Genomic DNA, 3,508 nt, shown 5'->3' with positions numbered 1-3,508 from the left:
CGTCACGCCGGTGTCGATGACGGCCACCTTCACGCCGGCACCCCGACCGAACTGCCACGCCTCCTGCAGGTTCAGCAGTCTGGGGCAGCGGTGACAGGGTCACCGTCTGCGGCGGTGGCGCTTTCGGCGGCGGCTCGGTGGTGGGGACGGTCACCGGCTTGCGCGGCGCCGCCGGGGGCACCCCGGCGCCGTTGGCCGTGGCGGCGCCGATCATCGACGCCACGATGGTGCCGTGCGCGTCGCAGTCGGATAGTCCGTCGCCGGCCATGATGTAGTCGCCGCCGGCGATCAGGTGCGGGAAGCGCGGGTGCGGCGTCACGCCGGTGTCGATGACGGCCACCTTCACGCCGGCACCCCGACCGAACTGCCACGCCTCCTGCAGGTTCAGCATGTCCATGTACTTGGGTTGCAGCCGAAAGTCGGTCCCCGGCAGCACACCGACCTCGGTGCAGTACGAGTTCTGCTTCATCGGCGCCCCCGGTCCCGGCGGGCCGTCCGGCGGCACCGCCCCCGCGTCGATCGTCGGGGGCGAAATCGCGTATGCCGGAGGCAAACCGGCCAACGCGCCCGATGCGAGCAGTGTGGCGGCGATGGTCGCGGCGGACGCGCGACCACGCCACACCTTGCCGTCAGCGATAGCGGATAGCTGCATAGACATTCATCAACCACAATGCCAGCGGGAAAATTGGCATCAGGCAGAGGTATTCAATCCATTCCACGAATTTGCGGAATAGCGGGCTGTAGACGGTGTTCGGCACCACGGCCGCCGATGTCAGTCCCGCGGCCGGCAGCAGCACCAGGATGGCCGCACTGATCGAGACCGCAAGCGGCGACTGCAGCACCAGGGCGTAGCGCACTACGACCGCACCGACGATCAGCACGGCCGTTCCGGCCAGGGTGATCGCCTGCCAGCGGTCGACATAGGAGCGCCCCCGCAGCATCAAGAAGCCCGCGCAGAAGCCGGCCAGCAGGAGGGGCAGCCAGCGTTGTCCGGTGTGCGGATCCGACAGCGCGGCCAGGGACACGATCATCAGCACACCGAGCCCGATCAGCAAACCCGACAGGAAAGACCGGGCGCGTTCGGCCTGGGTGAGCACGTCGCGGACCGAGGCGGGCCCCTCCAGAACCGGAGGACCGCCGTCGGAGCGCACCACGGTGGTGGGCAGGTCGGGCCGGGCCTCGAACACCCACCGGCTGGTGGCCGACGGGAAGACGGGCAACCGGATGCCTGCCAGCCGGCGTGAGATGGCCGGCGCGCTCTGGTAGATCATGACGGACACCAGCACGACGCAGGTGAACAGCGTCACGGCGCTGGTCATCGCGACCATGCGCGCCAGCGCGGCGACCGCCGCGATCAGGCTGACGGTGACGGTCGCGGTGTAGATCGCCAGCCGGCGACCGGTGAAGCGCAGCGCCAGCATCGCCGCGATGGTGAGGACGCCGAAACCCAACACCGCGTGTGGCGATCCGACGCCGCCGGGCGGCGCGGCCGCCGCCGCGATCGAGATGGGGGCGAGGCTGCTCAACAGCATGGTGTCGGCGACGCGCCGCTCCTGCTGCGTGGTCGCCCGCATCAGCAGCATCAGCGAAACGCCGAGCACCACCGCGCCTATCACGCCCGCATAGACGGTTGGCAGCCACGAGTTGTGGTGCCAGCGCCACCAGCCGAGCAGGGCGGCGGCGGCCGTCACCCCGATGGCCACCATCGTTGCGCCGACCTGCACCGCGACGACCGGGTCGATGGCGGCGAAGCGCTTGCTGAGATTCGCCGCGACGGCGGTGGAGATGTGCTCGATGACCTGCGAGCGGTGCTCGGTGTCCGGGATGAACCGCATCCACAACCGGTCGCCGTCATAGACGTCCTGCTCGCTGAGCGATTGGGTGGCCCGCAGCGGCGAGCCGTCCACCAGGCACAGCGCCCAGCGGCCCCGGCCCGACGCCTCCAGCGGGGTCTCCCCGAGTTCCCGGAGCCGGCTGTTGACCACCTTCAGCAACGGGTCGGTCATCACCGAGACGGGGGCGTTCGCGTCCAGCAAGACGCCGATCTGGACACCCGCGCCGGCCATCACGCCGACGACGACTGCCTGAGGCTGTGAGATTCCCTCTACGTCAGGCTGTGGTACTTCAACTACCGCAGTCATCGCCCTGCACTCCCTATCGTGATGAACGTGTGAGCCCGTGCCGCCAGACGCGCGCGGGCGTGCGCCGGTGTACTCGTCGAGGTGCTGCGGCCCCCCGGAAAGTGCATTCCGACTAATTGGAATTCCATCTGCCTCGCCTTGCGATTAAGAGTTGTCGTAGACACCGGTTTGATTTGCTGGTGTCTTCAGAGAAGTATGCCGTGTTCGCAGCTCAACCGCATGTTGAGTGCAAAGACATTGGTGAACTCTGTGTTTCGCCGGAATGTCAGACCCGGCTGTGCGTTTTCCACTCGCCATAGGGAAGTGTGTCCAGCACGGTCTTGACACCGACCTGCACGAGCTGAGGGGTCGCCGGACAGATGGCCAGCCAAGCCTCTCCCGAACCCGCGGTGCGGGCCTGCTGATACAACGCGATGCGTCCGCCGGAGCCGTCTTTGAGGGAGAGCACCGAAGCGCTGGGGCCCTTGGCGTCGTCCTGGTACTGGCGGGCGTACACCGCCACCTCGGCGGCGGGGTCGGACAGCGCCTGGCCCAGCGCGGCGACGGTGGCGGCGCTGATGCCCATCCGGCGCAGGTCTCCGCCGGAGAACACGTTGAACCCGGACTCCTGCCACGACTTGGTAGCTTCCAGCATCTCCTCCAGCGGCACGTTGACCGCGTTGATCGCCGCGGGCTCGGCGTGGTGGATGGACTCCAGGGCGTCGATCACCAGGGACGCGATCGAAGCGCTGTCCGCGACGGCGACGTCGTCGACGGTGATCTCACCGCCCACCCGAACCGCCGACACCCAGTGCTGTCCCCGGCGGGCCAGCACCACCCGAAATTCGTTGTCGGGGATGTCGCGCGAGCCCGGGGGCTGGTTCTCGTCATCGAGCACGCCGTAGGCCAGCTTGCCTCGGGACAACAGGGCGATTACTTCGAGGTCGGGCGCCGCGAGCACCCGCATCCGCGCGGCCACGTGTTCGTTCACCTGGTCGTTCTCGACGATGCCCTGCTCGCGCATCACCGTCATTCCGGGATGCTCGTTGAGCCAGTCGTTCGAGTCGGTAGACACGTATGGCCGGCACCGCAGCTCGGGCGCGACGTGCCGGATGTCCAGCAGCGCCTGGAGCATCCAGAATCCGTCGACGTTGACAGTGATGTCGGTGCGGGTGCTTTGTTGGTCCATCACTTCCCCAATTGGTCCCTAGTATTTCACGCCGAACTGCACGATAACCGCAGGACGCGGCAGCACACCGACGGGTGGTGTGCTGCCGCGCCTGAAATTGCGGTTAGGCCCAGCTGGACCCAACGGCGCTGTCGGTGCTGGCCATGTTGCTGCCCGCGGACTGGACCTTCTGTCCGTGGGAGTTGGCCTGCTCGTAGAT

The 3,508-nt window shown here is 67.7% G+C and carries 3 protein-coding genes and 1 pseudogene; all 4 read right to left on the bottom strand.

Annotated features, from left to right (window positions below):
- The coding region (locus BST14_RS27610) for a S8 family serine peptidase (RefSeq protein WP_245845804.1) at positions 1-652 on the bottom strand (652 nt) is incomplete at its 3' end.
- Positions 630-2,141 (bottom strand): type VII secretion integral membrane protein EccD, encoded by a 1,512-nt coding sequence (gene eccD, locus BST14_RS27605; protein WP_083067435.1) that lies wholly within the window; start codon positions 2,139-2,141, stop codon positions 630-632. The genes eccD and BST14_RS27610, both read right to left, overlap by 23 nt.
- Positions 2,142-2,406: 265 nt before the next feature.
- Positions 2,407-3,309, bottom strand: coding sequence for an ESX secretion-associated protein EspG (locus BST14_RS27600; protein WP_083067434.1), 903 nt, complete (start codon positions 3,307-3,309; stop codon positions 2,407-2,409).
- A 103-nt stretch (positions 3,310-3,412) separates the two neighbouring features.
- A pseudogene (locus BST14_RS27595) lies at positions 3,413-3,508 on the bottom strand (type VII secretion protein EsxI); the annotation flags it as partial.

The organism is Mycobacterium arosiense ATCC BAA-1401 = DSM 45069 (genome assembly GCF_002086125.1).
GTDB lineage: Bacteria > Actinomycetota > Actinomycetes > Mycobacteriales > Mycobacteriaceae > Mycobacterium > Mycobacterium arosiense.
The sequence above is the reverse complement of the archived record's forward strand: the minus strand, read 5'-3'. Positions and strand labels throughout refer to the sequence as shown.

Coding starts and splice junctions, on each gene's coding strand:
- eccD (WP_083067435.1), bottom strand. CDS start 2,141: ATGACTGCGGTAGTTGAAGTACCACAGCCTGACGTAGAGGGAATCTCA.
- BST14_RS27600 (WP_083067434.1), bottom strand. CDS start 3,309: ATGGACCAACAAAGCACCCGCACCGACATCACTGTCAACGTCGACGGA.